Source organism: Glaciecola sp. G7-5 (assembly GCF_055808975.1).
This window is the reverse complement of the sequence record NZ_CM147892.1, coordinates 972,358-998,430: the sequence shown is the minus strand read 5'-3', so window position 1 is coordinate 998,430 and position 26,073 is coordinate 972,358. Positions and strand designations below refer to the sequence as shown.

Genomic DNA, 26,073 nt, shown 5'->3' with positions numbered 1-26,073 from the left:
ACCATGTGCTTAACATCTACTATTTTAGTAAGTAAGAGACGCTACTCTATTTCACATCTTGATTAGTCACTTGTCACTACTAACACATTAATACCGATGATGTCCTAGCGTTCCCATGGAACATGCACACATCGGTTGCGCAAGATATTGATCCACAAAAGCAGTGAATAAATATTTGCACTTTATAAGGTGTTGTATGATTAAGCCTTACGGGCAATTAGTACAGGTTAGCTTAACGCATTACTACGCTTCCACACCCTGCCTATCAACGTTGTAGTCTACAACAACCCTTCAAAGCGATTAAATCGCTAGGGATGACTCATCTTTGGGCTCGCTTCCCGCTTAGATGCTTTCAGCGGTTATCGATTCCGAACGTAGCTACCGGGCAATGCAATTGGCATCACAACCCGAACACCAGCGGTTCGTCCACTCCGGTCCTCTCGTACTAGGAGCAGCTCCCATCAATCATCCAACGCCCACACCAGATAGGGACCGAACTGTCTCACGACGTTCTAAACCCAGCTCGCGTACCACTTTAAATGGCGAACAGCCATACCCTTGGGACCGACTTCAGCCCCAGGATGTGATGAGCCGACATCGAGGTGCCAAACACCGCCGTCGATATGAACTCTTGGGCGGTATCAGCCTGTTATCCCCGGAGTACCTTTTATCCGTTGAGCGATGGCCCTTCCATACAGAACCACCGGATCACTATGACCTACTTTCGTACCTGCTCGACGTGTCTGTCTCGCAGTTAAGCTGGCTTATGCCATTGCACTAACCTCCTGATGTCCGACCAGGATTAGCCAACCTTCGTGCTCCTCCGTTACACTTTGGGAGGAGACCGCCCCAGTCAAACTACCCACCAGACACTGTCCACAATCCCGATAAGGGACCAGTGTTAGAACATCAAACGTACAAGGGTGGTATTTCAAGGTTGACTCCACGTCATCTAGCGACAACGTTTCATAGTCTCCCACCTATCCTACACATGTAGGGTCAATGTTCAGTGCCAAGCTGTAGTAAAGGTTCACGGGGTCTTTCCGTCTAGGTGCGGGTACACAGCATCTTCACTGCAATTTCAATTTCACTGAGTCTCGGGTGGAGACAGCGAGGCCATGGTTACACCATTCGTGCAGGTCGGAACTTACCCGACAAGGAATTTCGCTACCTTAGGACCGTTATAGTTACGGCCGCCGTTTACCGGGGCTTCGATCAAGAGCTTCGCTTACGCTAACCCCATCAATTAACCTTCCGGCACCGGGCAGGTGTCACACCGTATACGTCATCTTTCGATTTAGCACAGTGCTGTGTTTTTAATAAACAGTCCCAGCCTCCTGGTCACTGCGGCCCCCATTCGCTTAGGACGTAAAGTCCATCACAAACAGGGGCGTACCTTCTCCCGAAGTTACGGTACTATTTTGCCGAGTTCCTTCACCCGAGTTCTCTCAAGCGCCTTAGTATTCTCTACCTGACCACCTGTGTCGGTTTGGGGTACGGTTCATATAGCAATACGCTTAGAAGATTTTCCTGGAAGCAGGGCATCAACAACTTCGCGACCTTAGTCACTCGTCTCGTGTCTCAGGTTTAATGTAGAACCGGATTTGCCTAATTCTACGCCCTACGCACTTTCACATGGACAACCAACGCCATGCTTGCCTAGCCTTCTCCGTCTCTCCTTCACTCACTATATAAGTACAGAAATATTAATCTGTTTCCCATCGACTACGCATTTCTGCCTCGCCTTAGGGGCCGACTTACCCTGCCCTGATTAGCATGGGACAGGAAACCTTGGTCTTCCGGCGTGGGGGTTTTTCACCCCCATTATCGTTACTCATGTCAGCATTCGCACTTGTGATATGTCCAGCAAGCCTTACAGCTCACCTTCATCCACTTACACAACGCTCCCCTACCACTTGTCCTAAGACAAATCCGCAGCTTCGGTATATTGCTTAGCCCCGTTACATCTTCCGCGCAGGCCGACTCGACTAGTGAGCTATTACGCTTTCTTTAAAGGGTGGCTGCTTCTAAGCCAACCTCCTAGCTGTCTTAGCCTTCCCACATCGTTTCCCACTTAGCAATATTTTGGGACCTTAGCTGGCGGTCTGGGTTGTTTCCCTCTTCACGACGGACGTTAGCACCCGCCGTGTGTCTCCCGGATAGCACTCATCGGTATTCGGAGTTTGCAAAGGGTTGGTAAGTCGGGATGACCCCCTAGCCTTAACAGTGCTCTACCCCCAATGGTGTTCGTCCGAGGCTCTACCTAAATAGATTTCGGGGAGAACCAGCTATCTCCCGGTTTGATTGGCCTTTCACCCCCAGCCACAAGTCATCTCCTGATTTTTCAACATCAGTGAGTTCGGTCCTCCAGTTGATGTTACTCAACCTTCAACCTGCCCATGGCTAGATCACCGGGTTTCGGGTCTATACCTAGCAACTAAACGCGCAGTTAACACTCGCTTTCGCTACGACTCCCCTAAACGGTTAATCTTGCTACTAAATATAAGTCGCTGACCCATTATACAAAAGGTACGCAGTCACACCACAAAGGTGCTCCCACTGCTTGTACGTATACGGTTTCAGGTTCTATTTCACTCCCCTCACAGGGGTTCTTTTCGCCTTTCCCTCACGGTACTGGTTCACTATCGGTCAGTTAGGAGTATTTAGCCTTGGAGGATGGTCCCCCCATCTTCAATCAGGATAACACGTGTCCCGACCTACTTAATATGACCAATATGATGCTTCACATACGGGACTATCACCCTGTATCGTTGTGCTTCCCAACACATTCTGCTACATCATACTGATTCGGCTGCTCCCCGTTCGCTCGCCGCTACTAGGGGAATCTCGTTTGATTTCTCTTCCTAAGGGTACTTAGATGTTTCAGTTCCCCTCGTTTGCTTCGTTAAGCTATGAATTCACTTAACGATAGGCCCTAAGACCTGGGTTTCCCCATTCGGAAATCGTTGGGTATAACGCGTTTTGTCAGCTTCCCAACGCTTATCGCAGACTTACACGTCCTTCATCGCCTCTAACTGCCTAGGCATCCACCGTATACGCTTAGTCACTTAATCATACAACCCTTATAAAGCGCATGCTTTATTTAACGCTTCGCTTTTGTAATTCAAAGCGCGTTAAATCGTATGGTGACAAGTTTTGCTAATCGCTCTATTTTTTCGGTGGAAAAAATAGAGGTATATATGTCAGATAGAGTAGCTCTTGAGAAAATCGTTTCGTATGTCACACTTTCATGTACATACAAGCAATTTTCATCACTTCTCTTACTTTTAAATATAGATTACTTTTTTTATCAGCTTTTCCAAATTGTTAAAGAGCAAAAAGGGGTCAGAGTTAGTTACTCGTAGTCCTTTGTTTATTCTTAATAGCAAGCGGTTAGAGTAAGTAACTCTGACCCCTTTTTAGCAAGAAAATCTGTGTAAGCACTCAGTCAAAAACGTCATTGACTTTTGGTAAGGAGGTGATCCAACCCCAGGTTCCCCTAGGGTTACCTTGTTACGACTTCACCCCAGTCATGAATCACAAAGTGGTAACCGTCCTCCCGAAGGTTAGACTAGCTACTTCTTTTGCAACCCACTCCCATGGTGTGACGGGCGGTGTGTACAAGGCCCGGGAACGTATTCACCGTAGTATGCTGACCTACGATTACTAGCGATTCCGACTTCATGGAGTCGAGTTGCAGACTCCAATCCGGACTACGACGAGCTTTAAGGGGTCCGCTTACCCTCGCAGGTTCGCTTCCCTTTGTACTCGCCATTGTAGCACGTGTGTAGCCCTACTCGTAAGGGCCATGATGACTTGACGTCGTCCCCACCTTCCTCCGGTTTGTCACCGGCAGTCTCCTTAAAGTGCCCAACTGAATGCTGGCAACTAAGGACAAGGGTTGCGCTCGTTGCGGGACTTAACCCAACATCTCACGACACGAGCTGACGACAGCCATGCAGCACCTGTATCAGTGTTCCCGAAGGCACCAATCCATCTCTGGAGAGTTCACTGTATGTCAAGAGTAGGTAAGGTTCTTCGCGTTGCATCGAATTAAACCACATGCTCCACCGCTTGTGCGGGCCCCCGTCAATTCATTTGAGTTTTAACCTTGCGGCCGTACTCCCCAGGCGGTCTATTTATCGCGTTAGCTTCGCTACTCACGGATTAAATCCACAAACAGCTAATAGACAGCGTTTACGGTGTGGACTACCAGGGTATCTAATCCTGTTCGCTACCCACACTTTCGCACATGAGTGTCAGTCTTTGGCCAGAGAGTCGCCTTCGCCACTGATGTTCCTCCAGATATCTACGCATTTCACCGCTACACCTGGAATTCCACTCCCCTCTCCAAGACTCTAGTCATTCAGTTCCAAAAGGCCTTCCCACGTTGAGCGCGGGGCTTTCACTTCTGGCTTAAATGACCACCTGCGTGCGCTTTACGCCCAGTAATTCCGATTAACGCTTGCACCCTCCGTATTACCGCGGCTGCTGGCACGGAGTTAGCCGGTGCTTCTTCTGTTGTTAACGTCACAGTATATGGGTATTAACCACACACCTTTCCTCACAACTGAAAGTGCTTTACAACCCGAAGGCCTTCTTCACACACGCGGCATGGCTGCATCAGGGTTTCCCCCATTGTGCAATATTCCCCACTGCTGCCTCCCGTAGGAGTCTGGGCCGTGTCTCAGTCCCAGTGTGGCTGATCTTCCTCTCAGAACAGCTAGAGATCGTCGCCTTGGTGAGCCTTTACCTCACCAACTAGCTAATCTCGCTTAGGTTCCTCCTTTGGCGGGAGCCGAAGCCCCCTTTTACCCGTAGGTAATATGCGGTATTAGCCATCGTTTCCAATGGTTATCCCCCTCCAAAGGGCAGATCCCTAAGTATTACTCACCCGTCCGCCACTCGTCATCTTCTAGCAAGCTAGAAATGTTACCGTTCGACTTGCATGTGTTAGGCCTGCCGCCAGCGTTCAATCTGAGCCATGATCAAACTCTTCAATTAAATACTGAAATTACAAATAAATTTTTGTCGCAGACACTCTTGACGAGTGCCTACACAGATTGTCTTGCTACTAATTGTTAAAGAACATTGTTAGCCTGACGGCTAACTCGCTGTGAGGTGGACTATACCTCTCCTCAAGCGGGATGCGAATACTACGTCACTCGCAAATTTTGTCAAGACTTTTTGTAAACTTTTTTGCAATTTATTTTGCAGCTTGTTTTACGTTTGCGTCATCGAAATGACGCGTTAATCTTGACACTTCAAAGCGACTTGCTAGCCTTTGTAATCAAAGCCTAACGATGTGTCCTTGAAGCGAGCGCGCATTCTACATAGATAAATTCTATGATCAAGCCTATTACTAAATTTATTTGTGTTTTTGTGACTGTCTGCTCGTTTTTGCATCGAAACGCTCAAAATATAGTAGTTATTTAACATCTGTGATACAAAAACGGAAACTTAAGTGCAACAACGAAGTTATTCAAATGCGCTAATAGATACTAGCGGTATTGCTTTGGTGCAAACTTTTACATTTAAAGAGGAATTATAGGGCTTATGCCAGAGATCGCTATTTTAGCTGTATTTATACCCACCTTTTTTCTAATTTCGTTAACACCCGGTATGTGTATGAGCTTAGCGATGACATTAGGTATGACAATTGGCGTTAGGAAAACACTATATATGATGTTAGGTGAGGTTTTTGGTGTTGCCCTCGTGGCGGTGCTCGCTGTATTGGGTGTTGCCGGTCTGATGATCCAATATCCAACTGCTTTTGTGGTATTTAAATGGGTCGGCGGGGCTTACCTACTCTACCTTGGTATCAAGATGTTGTTAACTAAGGTGCACATTGAACTCGATTCCACCTTATCAGATAACCAACTATCACCATATAATTTAGTTTTGCAAGGTTTCTTAACCGCGGTTGCTAATCCAAAAGGCTGGGCATTTATGATCTCGGTATTGCCACCCTTTCTAGATATCGACAAAGCGCTCCCATTGCAGCTCATTATCCTAGTTTCTATCATTATGCTCAGCGAATTGGTATGTATGTTAATTTACGCTAATGGAGGAAAATGGCTGAGGCAACTTTTAAATAAAGGTAACCAAGCGCAATGGATAAATCGTATCGGCGGAAGTCTACTCGCTTTTATTGGTATTTGGTTGGCGATAGCTTAATATTTAGCTATGCTATTTTATGTTCATACATCAATAGCTATATCTTAGCTGTGAAAGTCTAACGAGGTCCCAATGCCAATAAACACTTTTAATAATATACGTCCCAGTTTTGACAGTTCAGTTTATATAGACGAAAGCTCATCTATCACAGGTGACATTCATTTTGGTCAAGACGCTAGTGTATGGCCTTTAGTGGCAGCAAGGGGTGACGTTAATATCATTAGAATTGGCGCGCGGTCTAATATTCAAGATGGAAGCGTATTGCATGTTAGTCGAGTTAGTGAAAGAAATCCAAACGGTTTCCCCTTGATTATTGGTGATGACGTAACCGTTGGCCATAAATGTATGTTACATGGCTGTGTTATTGGTAATAGAGTGCTAGTGGGTATGGGCGCAATTGTCATGGACGGCGCGATAGTTGAAGACGACGTTTTCATTGGCGCGGGCTCGTTGGTAACACCAAACAAGCGTTTAGAAAGCGGCTATTTATATGTTGGTAACCCTGCGCTTAAAAAGCGCCCATTGCATGAGTCTGAAAAAGCTTTCTTGTTAGAATCCGCAAAAAATTACGTGAAATTGAAGGATCAATACCTAGCAAATGCCTGATTATTTATTTAAGTCACGTAAGTATTGGTACACGGGGTCACAATTCGGCTTTTTGGCAAACCATAAATAGAAGCTATAAGCCGCTTGGTGAACCAGCATCCCCAATCCATCTATAGTATTAGTGCAGCCCAACTTTATCGCTTTGTTTAAAAACGCGGTTGGCTGCGATTGATAGACCATATCGTATACACTGGGATTATTATGAAAAATATCATCTGGCAGGTCTGGCACCTGCCCGCTTAAGCTTAGAGAAGTTGCGTTAATGATCACATCAAATTGTGTTGTTGGTGTCTTGCTGAAAAGGCTCGCTTTTTCACCAGCATAACTGTTTGTATAGTTTTGTAGCTCTCTTGCCTTGTCTTCACTACGATTGTAAATCGTCACACTTTTTATACCTGCATCAACCAACGCAGGCAAGGCCCCTTTCGCCGCTCCACCGGCACCAATCAAAAGGATGTTCGCATCTTGTAAAACAACGCCATGATTTTCTAGGTCGGTCACAAGTCCAATACCATCGGTGTTGTCACCTACAAACGAATTTTCTTTGCGGATAATTGTATTGACCGCGCCTGCTCGCATAGCCTGACTGGATAAGCTATCGACCCATGCCAACGCATCATGCTTGAAAGGCATGGTCACGTTCGCACCAATACAACGCGCATCAGCAAAAAACGTTTCAACAGAATTATTAAACCCGTCTTCGGGTGCTAAACGTTTGGTATATATTAAGTCTATACCAAATTGTTTGGCAAACATTGCATGAATAATGGGTGATTTGCTTTGCTCAATGGGGTTTCCAAATACGCAAGCAATAGCAGAAGAACTTGTCAAACTGTGTACCTAATAAAACACTAGGGCTAGCATAATACCGAAAATTTGTCTTAATCCAAACCATCTTCAAGATTAAGTTGTTTTTTCTTAGTAGTAATTATTCGCCACGCAACAAAAAGGGACCAACAGGTCCCTATTAATGTCTTAGCCTTAAAATAAAGAAGCTATTAACTTAGAACTTGTAAGCAAGTGAAATGGTATATACGAATGGGTTGATCTCAACCGTTTCAATTGTACCTAAGTCAGCGCCATTTACTTTAAACTTAGCTTCAGTTTCAATATTGATATAACGAACTGATGCGTTTAAATATAGCCCATCAGAAATTTCATAATCAGCACCTAGTTGCGCAGATAGGCCAAACGAGTTGTCTAGGCTCAAATCTGAAATAGTTGCACCAATCAAACCATCTATCGCGGCGACTGTTTCGTCATTAAAATCTTCGTCAAAAAAGATAGTATAGTTAATACCAAGACCTACATAAGGTTGAAATTTAGCGCCAGCATCAGCAAAAAAGTAGTTTGCGGTAATGGTAGGCGGTAAATGTTTAGTTTTACCTAAGTTACCACCACTTGCTAAGTCAATATCATGAGAAAAAGGCGTAGCGGCCAACAATTCAACATTCCAGTTGTCAGTCAAAAAGTAGGCAACATTTAAGCCAAGTTGGGTGTTGTTGTCTACCGATACTCCGCCCACAACTGCTCCGCCAAGTTCGAAGTTTGCACCACCCACTAAAATGTTAGAGCTTGCTTCGTCAGGAGCAACGTTGGTTAAACCTGCGCGAACTACAATGTCGCCAGCTTCATGTGCAAACGCATTTGCGCTACCTAAAGCTAAAACAGAAATTATTGCGCTTGAAAGAATAGACTTTTTCATTACTTACTCACTATATATTGATTAATTAAAGGTTAAATTAGAAAACTGAAACCAATAGTAAAGTAAGCAAGATATAAAATATTGATCTAGATTAAGCTTTGGCAAACACTTGATTTAACGCGGTTTAATTCGTTGATCCAAATCAAGCAATTAAGGATATTTGAAGGAACTTATCTTTGTTCTACTTTTATTCTACTTCATTAATAATGCCAATAATCAAAAAGGCTCCTTATAGGTCGAGCCAATTGATTGGCTTCAAATATTGTTGAATTTTACCCTCAGGAGATTCTGGTGAAGGCTTATAATTATATTCCCATCGCGTAAGTGGTGGCATAGACATCAAAATTGATTCGGTTCGCCCTCCAGTCTGTAAGCCAAATAAAGTCCCCCTGTCATAGACTAGATTAAACTCAACGTAACGTCCTCGGCGGTAAAGTTGGAATTGACGCTCTCGGTCTGAAAAGTTGCTGTTCTTTCTCTTTTTCGACAATAGGAACATAAGCATCTAAGTAACCGTTGCCAACAGCCTGCATAAACTCAAAGGATTTTTCAAAACCCCATTGATTTAAGTCGTCAAAGAATAGGCCTCCAACACCGCGTGTCTCGCCGCGATGCTTTAGATAAAAATAGTCATCACACCAGCGCTTATACTTAGGATAAACATCTTTACCAAAGGGGTCGCACAAATCTGCAGACACCTGATGCCAATGCTTTGCATCCTCAACAAAAACATAGGTGGGTGTTAAGTCAAATCCGCCACCAAACCACCAAATAGGTGCCTCACCTTCTTTTTGCGCAACAAAAAACCGTACATTTGCGTGTGACGTGGGCACGTAAGGATTATTAGGATGAATAACTAAGGAAACACCCATGGCCTGAAAACTACGACCGGCTAATTCAGGTCGAGCGGCCGTGGCGGAAGCAGGCATTTGCGTACCAAAAACATGGGAGAAGTTAACGCCACCTTGTTCAATCACATCTCCACCGCGCATGACGCGTGAACGGCCACCACCACCCTCTTCTCGTTCCCAGGTATCTTCTATAAATGAGCCACCACCATCTGCTAAAGAAAGCGTTTGGCAAATAGAATCTTGTAACTTGAGAAGAAAAGCCTTTACCTTATCTATTTGTTCTTGTGTGACACTGTCTAAATCGACCTTAGTGTTTGAACTGCTTGATTCGCTCATGCTCGAATGGTTTCCATCGTTAAACTGTGAAAAATTTTGCTCGGTGAGTTTTGTGTACCGAGCTGCCCGGCCACAATTGACACCTGATCTGAAAAATAAGCGCGCACCTGTGACTCTGTCATTGCCGGTGACTCACCAGCTGGATTCGCACTTGTTGAAATTAGAGCAGCATTTAAATGATCGCACATTTGCCTAACTAAAGGATGTTTAGTGATTCGCACGGCAATCATGCTTGAATCCCCGCTTACCCAATCAGGCGTGGCCGATGACTTTGGCAATAACCATGTAACTGGACCAGGCCAAGAAGCCAAAATAGTATCTTGTGTCGTTTGGGGCAAGCTGTCGAATAAAACATATGGCGCTATTTGCGAGAAATTACTGGCAATTAGAATCATGCCTTTTTCAACACTTCGGCTTTTTAGTGCCAATATTTTATAAACTGCCTCTTTGTTTAAAGGATCACAGCCAAGACCATATACAGCTTCCGTTGGGTATGCAAACACCTGACCCGACTTATACCAATGAGCTAATTCCCGCATCGCGTGTTCAGATTTATTGTTCATGTTCGCTTTCATCAACTAAATGTGCACACTTGGGGTCTGCACATATATATACATTCTCGGTTTTCGCTTTTCGCAGCATGATATTTGCTTTGCACTTTGGACAATCCATGGCAACTGGCTCATTATTGACTAGATATTTACATTTGGGGTAATTATCACAAGAGTAGAAAAATTTGCCAAAGCGATTCTGCCTTTTTTGTATTTCTCCGTTTCTACATTTTGGACAATGTACAGGTTGATATTGTGCTTGAACCTGCTTTTGTTGACTAGCAGAAATATAATGACAACTTGGAAAGTTTGTACAGCCGATAAACATCCCGTAGCGTCCTTTTTTAACTGCAAGTGCCGCATTGCATTGAGGACAGTGACTGTCACTAATGACCTTTAATGTGGTGACTTCAAAAGTGTTAAGTGACTTTGAATAGTCACATTGTGGATAACGGGTACAGCCCAAAAATGTCGACTTACCAACATGTTTAAGTTGAAGGGGCGCTGCACACTCAGGACAATCCCCATAGGCTAATTGATTAGCACTATGGTCAGGAAATAATGCATCGTCTTTTTTTGACATGACAGATTTATTGCTCGTTTACCTATAGGTTGTGGGAATGAATATTACCGTGCTTCGCAACATTCGGTGTTACATGTACGACTTTGTTTAATGCAACAAGCCTTCAGGGTATTCAAAAAGAAGTTCTTCCATTTGTTCATACGCGAGCTCCTTGCCTGGCACATTAAATAACACCATCAATACCACCCACTTTAGATCAACCAAGCAAAACTCGCTTGAATCAATTTCCATGACTCGATCTATCACCATTTCTCTCGTGGTGGCGCAAAGTACATTAATTTGCTCAAGAAAAAGTAAGAAGCCCCTACACTCAACATCAAGCATGACCTGCTCTTCGTGTGTATATATGCGGGTATTAGAGATGCCGTTGGCACGCGTCAAATAAGGCGTTTCATCGCTGGCCTGTAAATCACATAATTTTTCGAGCCATGCCAAAGCTTTAAAAATCTCGTCGTGGTGAAAGCCAGCTCGTATCAGTTCTTCGGTCAATTCATCTTGATCGACCATAATATCGGCTTCGTTATTCACTAAATTCTCAAACAGATACATGAGGATATCAAACATATTTTTTAGCCCCTCAGTTTAACGTAGCCTTCTGCACTTGAAGCTACCAGTCCACGCAATTCGTATTCTAATAGTCGTGACAACACGTCGTTTAAAGCCATGCCGGTGCGTGTTGCGATAGTGTCTACTGATGTAGCACTGTAGTCAACACTATCTAACAATGGATCAGATGCCAAGCTTTCACTTGCTTTTTTCTACTTTTTTTGTTTCGTTTGCTATACAGGGGATTTCATCAACAATATCAGTAATACTTTCGGTTAATTTAGCGCCCTGTTTAATAAGCCAGTGACAACCTTCTGCATTTGGGTTATGTATATTGTTTGGGACTGCAAACACCTCTCTGTTTTGCTCAAGTGCGTATCTAGCAGTCACTAAGCTTCCACTTTTTATTTGGGCTTCAATCACAACTGTACCTAAACTCATACCGCTAATAATCCGATTGCGCCGCACAAACATAGTTGCTACCGGTTTTGTGCCTAATAAAAACTCAGACACCAATGCTCCATGCTCAGCAATTTGTTGATATAAATATTTGTGACGTTTTGGATAAACGACATCTACGCCACACCCCAACACGCCAATAGTAGGCAAGTTATTGGCTAAGCTAGCACTGTGACAAGCGGCATCAATACCAAGGGCCAAGCCACTTACGCTAATGGCCGTTGTTTGTGTAGCCACCCCGCAAATTAGATCTTGGGTAGTTTGTAATGAACCTAAGGATGCTTTTCGACTGCCAACAAAAGCTAATTGCGCCCGCTTAAGTAAAGCGATATCACCACTAACAAAAAGAAATAAAGGTGGCCTCGATATCTCCTTTAGTAAAGCAGGGTAAGCGTCACAATCAAGACTCACAAAATGATGTTTGCTTGATTGACTCAGCCATTCGAGAGTCTGCTTTACTTGCGTAACTACCTCTTGATTTGCTGCAGACATTGCCTGTATTTGCGTTTGATTCCAGCCAATAGCCAACAAGGCATCCGCTGGTGTATAGAGTAAATCTGGTAGCGAACATTTTAATTTTTTCGCGCTGTTGCATAGGCGGATGTAGCCAATATTGGGGACGTTGTTTAAGCGTAACCACTGACTTACGAGCTTTTCTTCGGTGTGAATGCTTGATGTGCGTTTTTTATATGCAGATATTGCGTTGAACATTTGATTTTCCTTCCTTGGAATAATCGATAGTAGAATTTTCTACTTATATATTTAGGGTTTTGCGATGGTTTCACCACCGGTTAAATGGGTTTCGGCTTTGGTAACCCATGCATAACTTGCCTTTTCAAAGCTTTTTATCACTACCAATTCGCCCACCTTAAATGCAGGTTGCTCTACGCGGTCTTTAAAGGAAAACAAATCAAGCAAGCTCTCGTTGGTTGTGTAAGTAGGCTCTTTTGCCGTGACTACATCGGGCCCTTTTTGGTAAATACCAAAGACCGTGCCAGGGCTTACTTCGTGCTCACCCAAATTGACAATCACAATGTCACGCATCGCAATTAATGAATTACCATTTATATTTTGCACTAACTCGCCTACTTGCGTATTTGCAGGAGCAAGTCTAAGGTCTTGTTTTACTAGCTTCTCAAGCGGTTTGAGTTTATCACCTTGCTTTGCTTCTAAGGTGCTGGCTGTTAAGTGCACAATTTGACGATCGTTCGACAATGCATAGCTTACTTCAGCATCACTTAAATGACTTACCTGCAAGCCTAAGCGATTACCCTTACTGTCGAATACTTCTCTAACCTTACGAATAACTTGATAGTTTCCGTCTGTGCTGGGTAATTTGTGGGTCAGCACATAGTCTGTTTCAGAAAACCTTGGGGTACCGTTTTTGTCACCTAACAAGCCCGGCAAGGCTTCATATTGATGGGCTTCCATCATACTATCATTAGCAATAAAAGAGGAAATCAAATCCCAAGGCAAAGTTGAAATAGGACTTGGTTTTTTCGTCACTTGGCCTTCAGGACTAAATACCCGTTTTCCTTTTTCCCTTCCTGGCGTTCTTACTAGCTCAATCACAGGCTTACCATCTTCGTAACGAAGATTAAGCATATCACCCGGATAGATAAGATGCGGATTCTCAATTTGGGTATTATTGCGCCATAATTCAGGCCACAACCAAGGCTTGCTTAAAAATATATTGGAAATGTCCCACAGGGTATCTCCTTTTTTAACGACATACTGGGTTGGGGCATCTGCTTTAATATTTAAAACATCGGCAACCGCCATGCCTACCGTAGTACATAGAAGTGCTACTGTAAATGCTGTTGCGCGTAAAATCACCGAGCCTTTAACCATCTTTTTTAACCTTGCGAGAATTCAGATTCATATCTGTTTTGACTGTTGTATAATAGCTTATCGGTCTGAAACCTATAAAATTAACCCCCAATTACCTTGAATTTGCTTTATTTGTCGCAAATTCATAACAAAGCGTTTGGTAAATTAATCAAAACTTTTGTCGTGTGCTACCATAATAAGGTAAAGCGACAATTGTTAAATACGAATTGTGAACCAATGTTATGTATATTAATACTGACCCAAAGAGTAAATTTTTATGCCTGTATTAGAAGTTTTAACCTTCCCTGATGAGCGTTTACGCACAATTGCAAAAAAAGTTGATAACGTAGACGATAGTATTCGATCGTTGGTCACCGATATGTTTGAGACCATGAAAGATGAAAAAGGTATAGGTTTAGCCGCTACCCAAGTAAACGTGCACAAGCGCGTAGTAGTGATGGATATATCAGAAGAGCAAAATGAACCTTATGTGTTTATTAACCCTGAAATCCTCGAAAAGTCTGGCTCAACTGTTAGTGAAGAAGGCTGCTTGTCGGTTCCAAATAACTACGCCAAGGTTGACCGCGCAGAAAAAGTCAAAGTGACGGCACTTAACGAAAACGGTGAAGCTTTTGAGTTAGAAGCGGAAGGCTTGTTAGCGATTTGCATTCAACACGAACTTGACCATTTGCAAGGCAAGCTCTTTGTTGATTATTTGTCTCCGTTAAAACGCGACCGTATCAAGAAAAAGCTCGAGAAAGAAGCACGTTTAGCCGCGAGAGACTAACGCGTCTTTACTAGTTTTCACACCATCGTTAAGGAGATTGTGTGCGTATTATTTTTGCTGGCACTCCCGATTTTGCCGCTTCGCATTTACAAGCATTGCTTGATGCCAAATTTGACGTCATTGCTGTTTACACGCAGCCCGACCGCCCTGCTGGTAGAGGTAATAAAGTTAAGTTTAGTGCGGTCAAAGAAATTGCGACTGCTCACAAGCTACCGGTTTTTCAACCTGAATCCCTAAAAGCAGAACAAGCGCAGCAAGAATTGCGTGAGCTAAATGCCGATTTAATGGTAGTAGTAGCCTATGGATTAATACTGCCTAAAGCAGCACTTAGCGCTCCTAAACTCGGTTGTATTAATGTTCACGGCTCAATACTGCCTAAATGGCGAGGTGCGGCGCCTATTCAACGCGCCATTTGGGCCGGTGACAAAGAGACGGGCGTTACCATTATGCAAATGGATGAAGGGCTCGACACAGGTGATATATTGTCGATTCATAAAGTCGACATAGATGCCATCGACACAAGTGCGGCATTATACGATAAATTGGCCCAATTAGGTCCGCAAGCACTGGTTGAAACCTTGTCAAAGTTATCGACACTAAAGGCGATAAAGCAAGATGATAGCCAAGCAAGCTATGCTGCTAAACTCAGTAAACTAGAAGCCTATTTGGACTGGGGCTTGCCTGCTGAACAATTAGAGCGGAACATTCGCGCATTTAATCCTTGGCCAGTGGCGTGGTTTACGCATCAAGACAAACCCATAAAAGTATGGCAGGCAAAAGTTGAAAGCTTAAGCGACAGCGAGCAACTGATGATGCAACCCGGTCAGGTAATATCCTACGATAAACACGGTTTAAAAATAGCCACCGAGCTGGGTGTGCTTGTCATTGAAAAACTGCAATTAGCCGGCAAAAAAGCACAAGACATCTCGCAGCTTGTAAACGGCCAACCCTCACTTTTTGCCGCCAATGAAGTACTACAATGAAAAATAATGCCAAGCGCCACGAAAACAAAGGCAACAGCAAAGACTTATTTCATATAAAACACCCTATTAATAAACGTTCTGACGCCAGTTGGGTGCTATTCCAAATACTGGAAAATGGTCGCTCTGCAAGTGAAGTGATGCCACTAATATGGAACCGACACGAAAAACCACAAGATCGCGCTTGGTTGCAAGAAATGGTATATGGCTGCCTTCGTAAACTACCTGAGTTACAAGTTTGGCTGCGGCAACTACTCGAGAAGCCACTTAAAAAACAGCAAAAGATTATCGAACACCTACTCATGCTAGGCATGTATCAGTTGGCCTACTCTCGCACTCCCCAGCATGCCGCCGTATCAGAGACGGTAGATGCTTGTAAGCAAATGCGAGAAATGGGCCTAAGTGGTTTGGTGAATGCGGTACTAAGAAGGTTTGAACGTGAAGATATTCAATCTCAAGTACATGAACAAGCACATGTGGCGCTTGGCTTACCGAAATGGTTACATAAGGCCTTACTAAAACACTATGGCGATAGTCATGATGTTACTAAAATAGCCGCCAACATGCACGCCAGAGCGCCTTTGTGGCTGCGTGTAAATACTCAAAAGACCAGTGTCGAAAGCTTTGAAGCGGCATTAAGCGCTGCCGACTACAACTTCGAACGCCTTGCAAGCAAGACCATAAAGTTACTAAACGCGGGGGAAATTGTGCGTCTACCGGGTTATGAAGAAGGTCACTTTGCTGTGCAAGATTATGCAGCACAACAAGCGGCTTTGTTACTCAATCCGCAAAAAGACGATACTATTCTAGATTGCTGCGCTGCACCTGGCGGAAAATCTGCAGGTATTTTAGAGTATCAAGAAGCACTAGCGCATCTTTATATACTTGATTCAGACCCCAAAAGAATGCAGCGGGTACATGAGAATTTCGAGCGTTTAGGCCACAGCACTAGGTTTGACACGCGCACCACATTTGTCGTGCAAGATGCTAGCTTATTGCATGAAAACAGTGACTTACCATTGTTTGATAGAATACTTTTGGACGCTCCCTGCTCTGCTACTGGCGTTATTAGGCGTCATCCTGACATTATGTGGTTACGAAAAGCCGCAGATATTGATGTACTAGTTACCTTACAAAAGCAAATACTTCACAGCGCATGGCAAAAATTAAAGCCCGGGGTACGCTGCTATATGCAACATGCTCCATACTGCCTCAGGAAAACCAAGGCCAAATTGAAGACTTTATTGCCACGCATAATGACGCTACACTTGTTCCGATTGTCACAAATAACAATGAATCAAAAGATACTTGGCAAATATTGCCGGGGCAAGACGGCATGGACGGCTTTTTTTATGCTAGGCTAAAAAAATGTTGAACACATCCCTAATGTGTTCTTGCTTATTACTTAGTAACCGAGATCAGTTGCTGAAATGAAAATAATAATTATTGGTGCAGGACAAGTTGGTGCTACCTTAGCCGAGAATTTGGCTGGTGAGAAAAATGAAATCACCATTATCGATTCGGAGCAATCTACCTTATCGGGTTTACAAGATAGTCTTGATGTACAAATAGTCTGTGGTATTGGCTCACACCCCGACATTCTAAAAAAGCCGGTGCTGAAGATGCCGACATGCTTATTGCGGTTACTAACAGTGATGAAAGTAATATGATGGCCTGCCAAGTGGCCCACAGTTTGTTTAAAACCCCGACCAAAATAGCCCGCGTACGTTCTGAACAATACATTATTTATCAAGATCAGCTTTATCAACATAAAGATATTCCAGTTGACCACCTTATTGCACCCGAACAACTCGTAACCACTGCCATAAAAAGGTTGATTGATTACCCCGGCGCGCTACAAGTGGTTGAATTTGCCGATGGGCGTGCAAGCTTAGTCGCTGTTAAAGCATACTACGGCGGCTTACTTGTAGGTCACGCCTTATCTGCATTAAAAGAGCATATGCCTAATGTAGATACACGTGTCGCCGCCATTTATCGGCGCGGCAGACCAATTCGCCCACTGGGCTCAACGGTAATTGAAGCCGATGATGAAGTATTCTTTATTGCCGATACAAAGCATATTCGCGCGGTCATGAGTGAGCTACAAAAACTAGAAGCAAGCTATAAACGCATTATGATTGCAGGTGGCGGCCTTATAGGCGCGGGCCTTGCGAAAAGATTAGGCGGTAAACATAACGTTAAACTGATTGAATATAATGCCGAACGCGCAGAATATTTATCTAGCACCTTAGATAAGGTAACCGTGTTCCAAGGTGATGCTAGTGATGCGAGTTTATTATCAGAAGAAAGTGTTGACCGAGTTGATGCATTTATTGCTGTGACCAACGACGATGAAGCAAACATTATGTCGGCCATGCTAGCCAAGCGTATGGGCGCCGCAAAAGCGATGGTGCTTATTCAAAGAAGTGCCTATGTAGACCTTGTACAAGGCGGTGATATCGATATCGCATTTTCACCCCAGCAAGCAACAATATCTGCTCTGCTTACCCACATCAGACGAGGCGATATCGTCAACGTGCATTCTTTGCGACGAGGAGCAGCAGAGGCCATTGAAGCGATTGCCCACGGGGATGAACAAACGTCGAAAGTCATTGGCAAACAAATTAAAGATATTAAGCTTCCCCCCGGAACCTCTATTGGCGCAGTAGTGCGTGCCGATGAAGTGGTGATAGCCCATAGCGACACAACAATCCAAGCAAACGATCATGTCATTTTGTTCTTAGTGGATAAAAAGTTTATTGGTGATGTTGAGAAACTGTTCCAACCAAGCGCGCTGTTCTTTTAAGAAATCTTTTACGCGATTTATTTTAATGTCGTTTTGGCGCTGTTAACTACGCCAAAACGTAGGAGAGAATAAAACGAGTAAAGAGAATATCTCGAGTCGGCCAAACAACATTGCCGTCATCAATAGCCATTTTCCACCATCGGACACTTGCGCATAAGTACCGGCTACGCTACCTAAACCGGGCCCTAGATTGTTTAGTGCAGCGGCTGTTGCCGAGAAGGCACTGATATTATCCAAACCCGTGCCTATAAGCCCAATCATGATCACGACAAATACAATGGCGTAGGCTGCAAAAAATCCCCAAACCGCTTCAACCACTCGGCTAGGCATTGCACGGTCGCCTAATTTGACCGAATACACTGCTTTAGGGTGAATTAACCTGTCAACTTCGCGCTTACCTTGAAGAAACAACAACAGCACTCTTATCACCTTTAAACCACCACCGGTTGAGCCTGCGCAACCGCCAATGAAGCTAGAAAATATCAACAAAATAGGTAAAAACGTAGGCCATGAGGAGAAATCAGTCGTCGCAAAACCCGCGGTTGTGCTAATAGACACCGCTTGTATCAGTGCTTGGTCTAAAGATACTTCAGCCGAATCATAAACTGAATAATACACCAACACTAAAAAGCACACAGTGATCAGCACAAACTGAATAGTGAAAAAAGCTTTGCATTCAGGGTCTCTAAAGTAATTTTTAATATTACGACCACTTACCGCCGAATAATGCAGTGAAAAGTTAATTGCGGCTATCCATAAAAATATCACACATATCGTATTGACTGCGGTACTGTTGAAGTAGCCTAAACTTGCGTCATAAGTTGAAAAGCCTCCAATCGCAATAGTAGAAAATGAATGACACACCGCGTCAAACAAGTTCATACCGGCAAGCCAATACGCAAAAGTACATGCGATGGTAAGCGACAAATAAATATACCAAAGGTGCTTTGCGGTATCCGCAATTCGCGGCGTCATTTTAGAGTCTTTTACGGGGCCGGGTGTTTCGGCCCTATATAACTGCATACCACCAACACCAAGAATAGGTAAAATAGCGACGGCTAATACAATGATCCCCATCCCCCCTAACCACTGCAGTTGCTGACGATAAAACTGTACTGCTTTAGGTAAGAAATCGATGCCTTCTATTACCGTTGCGCCAGTTGTCGTTAAGCCCGAGAAAGACTCAAAAACCGCGTCGGTTATGCTCATTTGGGGTTGATCTAAGAGTGCAAAAGGAAGCGCACCGAAAGTCGCAAGTACCGTCCAAAAAAGCACCACAATTAAAAAGCCTTCTTTTGCACGAAGGTCGGTACGGTCGCGCCGATAGGGATACCAAAAAGCAAGGCCAGTAAAAAAGCTTAGTAAAAATGCGATGACAAAAGCTAGCCCTGCACCGTCCTCGTAGATGAGAGAAATCAAGGCAGGCGGCAACATAGTCACACTAAATAATGCGACCAGTAGGCCTAAAATTCTTATTATTGCGCCGTATTGCACGTGACGTGCGCTCCGTTATACTACTGTTCGTGTTTTAGCTTATATTGAGTATTGTATTCCTTTGTCATGATAATTAAAGCGCTTTACCGAATAAATTTACGCCTAAAGTCAATTATTCAAACACAATGCCAATGTCTATAATTCATTTATAACTCATTGAACAAAAAAGACAAAAAAATTAATCAAAATTAACACTTGGCAAACAAATAATTTGTGCTAGATTTACCGCCCTTAATTACGATGCAAAATCGAAATTAAGCAATCACTTTACTTGTTGGTTCTCGTCGTCTGCAAATGATATCCGATACTATCAGATGCAATATTATGTAAAGTGTAGCAACTAGTATCACTAGTAATAATTAAAATAATAAAAGAATATGGAAATACAGGATACCTGCTCGTTTCATTCCACATCTTACCTGAATCGATACTTTTTTCGTGTGAAAAAGGTAGGTTTATTGTGCGTTTAATTTACACTTGCTAACAAACTTATCCACAGATTTCGCTTGGCAAAATTACATTAAAGTGTTTATATTCAGCAGCTTACAAACTTATAAAGAATAAAGAAGGTTTATTATGCACAAAGAGAAAGAAGCACCCTTAGTGCTTGTTGATGGTTCTTCCTATCTATTCAGGGCCTTCCACGGTATGCCGCCATTAACCAATTCCAAAGGCATGGATACTGGCGCAATATACGGTGTAGTAAACATGCTGCGTTCTTTGGTAAAAGACTATAAACCCACTCACATGGTGGTCGTGTTTGATGCTAAAGGGAAGACTTTCAGAGATGATATATATCCCGAATATAAAGCCAATCGTCCGCCCATGCCCAATGAGTTAAGAAGCCAAATCGAACCCTTGCACAAAATAGTCGAAGCGATGGGCTTTTCAATGGTCGTTGAACCTGGCGTTGAAGCCGATGATGTAATTGGCACATTAGCAAAACAGGCTTCACAAGCAGGCATTCCCTGTATTATCAGTACCGGCGACAAAGACATGGCGCAATTGGTTGACGAAAATGTCACGCTTATAAACACCATGACGCGCACTATAATGGATGTTGACGGCGTTGTAGAAAAGTTTGGTGTACCTGCCGAGCTAATCATCGACTACCTTGGTCTAAAAGGTGACAAAGTTGATAACATTCCCGGCGTTCCTGGCGTTGGTGATAAAAGTGCAATCGCTATGCTCAACGGAATTGGCGGCATCAAAGCAATATACGAAAACCTTGACAAGATTGCAGAGTTAGACTTTCGTGGTGCCAAAACAATGGCCAAGAAAATGGCCGAATATAAAGAACAAGCGCTACTTTCCTATGAGCTTGCAACCATTGTTACCGACCTTAAGTTAGATCTCGAACTATCCTCATTTACCATTGATGAAATGGACAAACCTTTGCTTCGAGAAATGTTTACTGAACTTGAGTTTAAGCGCTGGTTAAGTGAAGTAAGCGACGCTGAAACCCTTAAGCAAGTTGCCCAAAATCAAAACGAACAAGCGAATAAGATAGATGGCACAGAAACCGCCGCCACCGCCCCTATCGACACAACACAATACCAAACTATTTTTACTGAAGATGCCTTAAACGCGCTAATTGATAAAATCAACAGTAGCGATTTTTACGCAATTGATACCGAAACAACCAGCCTTGATTATATGCAGGCCGAGATAGTCGGATTGTCATTTGCCTTTGCTGATGATTCAGCCTACTACATACCTGTTGGTCACGATTACCCAGGCGCCCCTGAGCAACTTGATCGGGAAATGGTTTTACAAGCCCTTAAGCCCTGCATCGAAGACACAGCAGCCAAAAAAATCGGTCAGCATATCAAGTACGATAATAACGTACTTGCCAATTACGACATCCATCTTCAAGGTATTTTATGCGACACCATGTTAGCCAGTTATGTACTAAATAGCACAGCGACTCGCCATGACATGGACAGTTTGTCACTTAAATACTTAGGACATAAAACAATCAGTTTCGAAGAAATTGCAGGTAAAGGCGCTAAGCAGATTACCTTTAACCAAGTTGAACTTGAGGTAGCCGCTAGATACGCGGCAGAAGATGCTGACATTACCTTACGTTTGTACCTTGCCTTAAAAACGCTTTTAGAAGCGCAAGAAGGCCTAAGTACTTTGCTCAATGAAGTAGAAATCCCGCTATCGAGTATATTAGCGACGATGGAACAAACTGGCGTATTAATCAATTCGCAAAAACTTGCTCAGCAAAGCCAAGATTTAGCCAAACGTATTGTTGAACTAGAGTCTCAGGTACATGAACTAGCAGGTGAAAGTTTTAATTTAGGCTCGACCAAACAACTGCAACACATCTTGTTTGAAAAACTAGCGCTACCTGTCAAAAAGAAAACGCCAAAAGGCGCGCCCTCAACCTCAGAAGAAGTGTTACAAGAACTTGCGCTAGAGTATGAATTACCTGCGTTAATTATGCAGTTTCGTGGTTTAACTAAACTGAAAAATACCTACACAGATAAACTGCCACGCATGATTAACCATCGCACGAACCGCGTGCACACCTCTTATCATCAAGCGGTAACCGCCACCGGTAGGTTGTCATCGACCGATCCTAACCTACAAAATATTCCCATTCGCACTAAAGAAGGTCGCCAAGTACGACAAGCATTTGTTGCACGAGATGGTTATAAAGTAGTCGCTGCAGATTATTCACAAATAGAACTGCGTATTATGGCGCATTTGAGTAAAGACGAAGGACTATTAAATGCCTTTTCACAAGGTTTAGATGTGCATAAAGCTACCGCCGCCGAAGTATTTGGTGTAGCGCTCGATGAAGTAAGCGACAATCAACGCCGCAGCGCTAAAGCGATTAACTTCGGTTTAATTTACGGAATGTCTGCCTTTGGTTTAGCGAAACAACTGGGTATTGGCCGTCATGATGCACAAACCTATATGGATAAGTATTTTGAGCGTTACCCAGGCGTGTTGCGTTATATGGAAACAACGCGTGAAGGTGCAAAGTCCTTAGGTTACGTTACTACCGTATTTGACCGTCGCCTTTACTTGCCTGATATTAACGCGACTAATGGTATGCGTCGTGCAGGGGCTGAACGCGCCGCAATAAACGCACCTATGCAAGGTACTGCAGCTGATATTATCAAAAAGGCCATGATTGCAGTAAGTGATTGGATGAAAGCACTGGCTGACCAAAGTGACGTTGCCATGATCATGCAGGTACACGATGAACTCGTTTTCGAAATAAAAGAAGATAAAGTTGAGCAGTATATAAACGAAATTAACAGCTTAATGGAAAACTGCGTAAAGCTTGACGTGCCGCTGGTAGTTGAAGCTGGTGTTGGTGACAATTGGGATGAAGCACACTAGTAAACAATAACGCGAATATAAAAACTAATAATAAAAAGGAAAAGTAATGCAAACGACAAACTCCGCTGGCTTATTTTCAGCCTTAAACACGGTGCGCATATTTTTATGTGCGTGCTTACTCTTTTTGTCAATTGGGTCAAGCAACGCAGGCTTATTGATGAAGCCGACCTATAACGCTGATTTAGATTATAAAGCAAGTTTATTAAGCGGAGAATATGACTCTGCGCTTACCCACCCAGACCAGTTATTAGGTTTTTCAATAGGGCAGCGTGTCGCTACTCCGCTTCAAATCAAAACGGCTATAGAAACGTGGGAAAACCAAAGTAATAGAATGCACGTTCTTGAATACGCAAAAAGCCATGAAGGACGCCCACTGCACGCAGTATTCATCTCTAGTCCTGAAAACTTAGCCAACATGGACAGCATATTGGACAAGTTACAGTCTCTTGCAGACCCACGCAATACCTCAGAAAGTGACGCGCAATCTATTATTGGACAATTGCCTGCTATCGCTTGGATGGCCTATTCAATACATGGAAATGAAACATCGGGAGCAGATGCTGCGTTAGCTTCTATTTATCACTACAGCGCATCAAAGGACCCTAAAGTAATAAACATGTTAGAAGACATGATCATTGTGATTGACCCTATCATGAACCCCGATGGTCGTGCCCGTTTCGCCAAGTCTTTAGAACAGTATCGCGGCACAGCTCCTAACGTAGACGACCAATCCTTATTGCATCGCGGCGACTGGCCATACGGGAGAACCAATCATTACTTTTTTGATCTCAACCGTGACTTTTTCTACCTCACGCAGCCAGAAACCAAAGGTCGCGTCGCACTTATTAATAAATGGCGTCCACAGCTCATGATAGATGGCCACGAAATGGGACCGCAAGATACCTACTTAATGGGCCCACCTCGCCAGCCACTAAATACCAATATCGCGCCCAGCGTGCAGAAGTGGGCGTATACCTTTGCCCTTGATCAAGGCGCAGCCTTTGACCAAAAAGGTTGGCGATATTACACTGGTGAATGGTTTGAGAACTGGTATCCAGGCTATTCAAACTATGCCGAATATCGCGGTTCTATGCATATTTTGTATGAACAATCGAGAATGGCCGAAGACGGCGTTAGACGCCCTGAAGGCACAATTCAAACGTACAAGGAGTCAGTGCATCATCAATTTGTGAGCACCCTAGCTAACTTAGAAACCCTGCACAAACACAGTAAAGCGATGTATAAAGACTATTGGCAGGACCGCAAAAGTATCTTAGAAAAAGATAGTCCCTACGCCAACAAAACCTTTGTAGTAAAAGCCAGTAATAACCATTCACGTATGAATACCTTAGCTGAAAAACTGCAAGCTCAAGATATAGAAATATTTATCGCGGAAAAAGACTTCCGTGTACGCAAGGCAATCAATCAACTCGGCCAAGAAATAGATACCACGGTTCCAAAAGGCAGTTTGGTCATTCCAAACAGGCAACCTGAAGCACGCCTTCTAGCCGCAATTATGGAGTTTGATGCTCAAATATTGCCTGAAACCGTGCAGGAAGAACGTCAAAAGATACTGCGAGAAGGTCGTTCAATCATGTATGACACTTCTGCTTGGAACCTGACTATGATGTACGGGTTAGAAGCGATTACGGTACCCGACCACCTAACTAAAAATATTGCTCCTTACCAAGCATCTAAACAAGCCTTAAACAAAGCAAATGCAGGCGCAATTGCTTGGGCGGTCAATGGTGATGACGATGCTTCTGTGGGTTTTGCTGCTCGATTAATGGAGCGCGGTGTTAAGGTGCGCGTGATAAATAAAGCAACGCAGTTGGGCAGTGAAAAACTAGTTCGCGGATCGGTAGTGGTAACGATTACCGACAATGTTGGCAATAAAAACTTAATTGATTTGATTAACACCACCGCAAAAGAAACTAGCCTCGTGATTCAAAACATCAGTACCGGCTTTGGTAACGGGGACTTACCTGAATGGGGCGGCGAACATTTTGTTTTACTACAACAACCTCAGCTTGCCATTTTAGGACAAGCCGGAAGTAGTTCAAATGATGTGGGTGCAACCTGGTGGAGTATTGATACGCATTTGGGTATTAGACATTCACAACTAGACAGTAACGCTATTTCAAGAACTGATTTGCGCCGATATAACGTGATTGTCATGCCTAGCGCATGGCAAGTTTCAGACGCAACTGTGCAAGCTCTGAAAACATGGGTTGAACAAGGTGGCACATTAATCACCCATGAAAATGCCACGCAAGCTTTTGCCGCAAAAGCGGGCAACAAAGTGCAATTGCTTGATGATACTTTTGAAGACGCTGAAAAATATGATATTGCCTTACAGCGCCGCTTGCTAGCGGATGAGCCAATTGGTGATATGGAAAAGCTATTTGCAACAACGGTACAACAAGACCTAGCCTATCCGTGGGACGATGCACCAAAACGCCTCAGTAAAGAAGAACTTGAAAAACGCAGTGCTTGGCAGACCTTATTTATGCCTGCTGGCGCAATGGTGTCGGGCCATGCCGACCAAAGGCATTGGTTAACATTTGGTACCAGTGAAACACTACCCCTGCTTTATGGGCGACAGCCCGTGCTACTTGTACCTGAGAATGCCGAAGCTGTTGTAACCGTTGGTATGTATACCGACAAAACAAAACAGTCTAAGGACGAAGAGGATGAGAAAGCCATTGCTTGGTATAGCATCCCTAAGGATAAGAATTTGCACGTACGCATGAGTGGCTTATTATGGCCAGAAGCGGCTCAGCGGATAGCAAATTCGGCCTATTTGACTCGCGAAAGTCATGGTGAAGGTCAAATTATCATGTTTTCAGGCGAACCTATATTTAGAGGAGCAACTTTGGGAACCAACCGCTTATTGCTAAATGCGATAGTGTACGGTCCTGGCATGGGGACAGAAGCAAATATCGTTTTATAGTATTAAGCAGAATCTTTAAAAAGGCCATTGTTTGTTTTTTGGTCTTTTT

At 43.6% G+C, this 26,073-nt stretch carries 15 protein-coding genes, 2 rRNA genes and 3 pseudogenes; 8 read left to right on the top strand and 12 right to left on the bottom strand.

Going from position 1 to position 26,073, the window contains the following annotated elements:
• Nucleotides 1–196: 196 nt before the first annotated feature.
• Together AC0L6H_RS04465 and AC0L6H_RS04460 are read right to left on the bottom strand one after the other, a co-directional pair.
• Nucleotides 197–3,074: ribosomal RNA gene (locus tag AC0L6H_RS04465) — 23S ribosomal RNA — on the bottom strand.
• 397 nt (nt 3,075–3,471) lie between these two features.
• Nucleotides 3,472–5,004, bottom strand: a 16S ribosomal RNA gene (locus AC0L6H_RS04460).
• Together the 16S and 23S rRNA genes form the textbook arrangement of a ribosomal RNA operon.
• 552 nt (nt 5,005–5,556) lie before the next feature.
• On the opposite strand from AC0L6H_RS04460, the gene AC0L6H_RS04455 reads away from it, so the two are divergent.
• Nucleotides 5,557–6,177, top strand: coding sequence for a LysE family translocator (locus AC0L6H_RS04455; RefSeq protein WP_473392853.1), 621 nt, complete (start codon nt 5,557–5,559; stop codon nt 6,175–6,177).
• Nucleotides 6,178–6,249: 72 nt separating this feature from the next.
• Entirely contained in the window at nt 6,250–6,783 is a 534-nt protein-coding gene (locus tag AC0L6H_RS04450) for a gamma carbonic anhydrase family protein (protein ID WP_473392851.1), read from the top strand.
• Here AC0L6H_RS04450 and aroE read toward each other — a convergent pair whose 3' ends face one another.
• The 9 genes and pseudogenes from aroE to AC0L6H_RS04405 form a co-directional block, all read right to left on the bottom strand.
• The gene (aroE, locus tag AC0L6H_RS04445) at nt 6,784–7,614 is read right to left on the bottom strand and encodes a shikimate dehydrogenase (protein ID WP_473392850.1); all 831 of its coding nucleotides are present in this window, start codon (nt 7,612–7,614) and stop codon (nt 6,784–6,786) included.
• A gap of 172 nt (nt 7,615–7,786) precedes the next feature.
• On the bottom strand, nt 7,787–8,488 hold the full coding sequence (locus AC0L6H_RS04440; protein WP_473392848.1) for an OmpW family outer membrane protein: 702 nt from the start codon (nt 8,486–8,488) through the stop codon (nt 7,787–7,789).
• 229 nt (nt 8,489–8,717) lie between these two features.
• A pseudogene (gene hemF / locus AC0L6H_RS04435) lies at nt 8,718–9,675 on the bottom strand (oxygen-dependent coproporphyrinogen oxidase).
• Nucleotides 9,672–10,238: an L-threonylcarbamoyladenylate synthase type 1 TsaC gene (gene tsaC / locus AC0L6H_RS04430; protein ID WP_473392847.1), complete on the bottom strand. Its 567-nt coding sequence runs from the start codon at nt 10,236–10,238 to the stop codon at nt 9,672–9,674. The pseudogene hemF and the gene tsaC overlap by 4 nt, the downstream one beginning before the upstream one ends.
• Entirely contained in the window at nt 10,228–10,809 is a 582-nt protein-coding gene (locus AC0L6H_RS04425) for a topoisomerase DNA-binding C4 zinc finger domain-containing protein (RefSeq protein ID WP_473392846.1), read from the bottom strand. The genes tsaC and AC0L6H_RS04425 overlap by 11 nt, the downstream gene beginning before the upstream one ends.
• Nucleotides 10,810–10,896: 87 nt before the next feature.
• Complete coding sequence (locus tag AC0L6H_RS04420) at nt 10,897–11,373, bottom strand: DUF494 family protein (protein WP_473392844.1); 477 nt, start codon at nt 11,371–11,373, stop codon at nt 10,897–10,899.
• A 5-nt stretch (nt 11,374–11,378) separates the two neighbouring features.
• Entirely contained in the window at nt 11,379–11,549 is a 171-nt protein-coding gene (locus tag AC0L6H_RS04415) for a DprA-like winged helix domain-containing protein (RefSeq protein ID WP_473392842.1), read from the bottom strand.
• A gap of 4 nt (nt 11,550–11,553) precedes the next feature.
• The gene (dprA, locus tag AC0L6H_RS04410) at nt 11,554–12,525 is read right to left on the bottom strand and encodes a DNA-processing protein DprA (RefSeq protein WP_473392841.1); all 972 of its coding nucleotides are present in this window, start codon (nt 12,523–12,525) and stop codon (nt 11,554–11,556) included.
• Nucleotides 12,526–12,576: 51 nt separating this feature from the next.
• Nucleotides 12,577–13,665: a LysM peptidoglycan-binding domain-containing protein gene (locus AC0L6H_RS04405; protein WP_473392839.1), complete on the bottom strand. Its 1,089-nt coding sequence runs from the start codon at nt 13,663–13,665 to the stop codon at nt 12,577–12,579.
• A 256-nt stretch (nt 13,666–13,921) separates the two neighbouring features.
• On the opposite strand from AC0L6H_RS04405, the gene def reads away from it, so the two are divergent.
• From def to trkA, 4 genes and pseudogenes are all read left to right on the top strand, one after another.
• The gene (gene def / locus AC0L6H_RS04400; protein WP_473392838.1) at nt 13,922–14,431 is read left to right on the top strand and encodes a peptide deformylase; all 510 of its coding nucleotides are present in this window, start codon (nt 13,922–13,924) and stop codon (nt 14,429–14,431) included.
• A 41-nt stretch (nt 14,432–14,472) separates the two neighbouring features.
• Nucleotides 14,473–15,414 (top strand): methionyl-tRNA formyltransferase, encoded by a 942-nt coding sequence (gene fmt, locus AC0L6H_RS04395; RefSeq protein WP_473392837.1) that lies wholly within the window; start codon nt 14,473–14,475, stop codon nt 15,412–15,414.
• Nucleotides 15,411–16,786: pseudogene (rsmB, locus tag AC0L6H_RS04390) on the top strand (16S rRNA (cytosine(967)-C(5))-methyltransferase RsmB). The gene fmt and the pseudogene rsmB overlap by 4 nt, the downstream one beginning before the upstream one ends.
• Nucleotides 16,787–16,841: 55 nt before the next feature.
• A pseudogene (trkA, locus tag AC0L6H_RS04385) lies at nt 16,842–18,217 on the top strand (Trk system potassium transporter TrkA).
• A gap of 42 nt (nt 18,218–18,259) precedes the next feature.
• Here the strand turns inward: trkA and AC0L6H_RS04380 are convergent.
• The gene (locus tag AC0L6H_RS04380; RefSeq protein WP_473392835.1) at nt 18,260–19,711 is read right to left on the bottom strand and encodes a TrkH family potassium uptake protein; all 1,452 of its coding nucleotides are present in this window, start codon (nt 19,709–19,711) and stop codon (nt 18,260–18,262) included.
• Between the two features lie 576 nt (nt 19,712–20,287).
• Between AC0L6H_RS04380 and polA the strand changes: the two genes are divergently transcribed.
• Together polA and AC0L6H_RS04370 are read left to right on the top strand one after the other, a co-directional pair.
• Nucleotides 20,288–23,071 carry a DNA polymerase I gene (gene polA, locus AC0L6H_RS04375; protein WP_473392834.1) on the top strand — a complete coding sequence of 928 codons (2,784 nt, stop codon included), beginning with the start codon at nt 20,288–20,290 and terminating at the stop codon, nt 23,069–23,071.
• Nucleotides 23,072–23,117: 46 nt separating this feature from the next.
• On the top strand, nt 23,118–26,024 hold the full coding sequence (locus AC0L6H_RS04370) for a M14 family metallopeptidase (RefSeq protein WP_473392833.1): 2,907 nt from the start codon (nt 23,118–23,120) through the stop codon (nt 26,022–26,024).
• The last annotated feature ends 49 nt before the right edge of the window (nt 26,025–26,073 follow it).